The 237-nt window shown below is 62.0% G+C and carries 1 pseudogene; it reads left to right on the top strand.

The annotated features are described in order from the left end of the window. A pseudogene (locus AAEZ09_RS29140) lies at nt 1-237 on the top strand (hypothetical protein); the annotation flags it as partial.

The following is a 237-nucleotide window of genomic DNA, read 5'->3' as shown; positions in this document are numbered from 1 at the left end:
ATCCATGCCCAGTCCGTTTCCGATCGATCCGCAGTTGACCGCCATTGCAGTGATCGTGCGCAACCAGGCGATGATCGCCGATCAAGTTCTGCCGCGCACGTCGCCGCTCGCGAAAACGCAGTTCGCATACCAGTACTACCCGCCGGCCCAACAGTTCACTGTTCCGGACACGAAGGTCGGCCGTCGCTCGCAGGTCAACCAGGTCGAGTTCAACGGCGAGCGCCTGCAGGCCGAAAC

This window comes from Pseudomonas sp. 65/3-MNA-CIBAN-0223 (assembly GCF_040310425.1).
GTDB lineage: Bacteria > Pseudomonadota > Gammaproteobacteria > Pseudomonadales > Pseudomonadaceae > Aquipseudomonas > Aquipseudomonas gregormendelii.
Note: the sequence above shows the minus strand (reverse complement) of the source record. Positions and strands in the feature narration are given on the sequence as shown.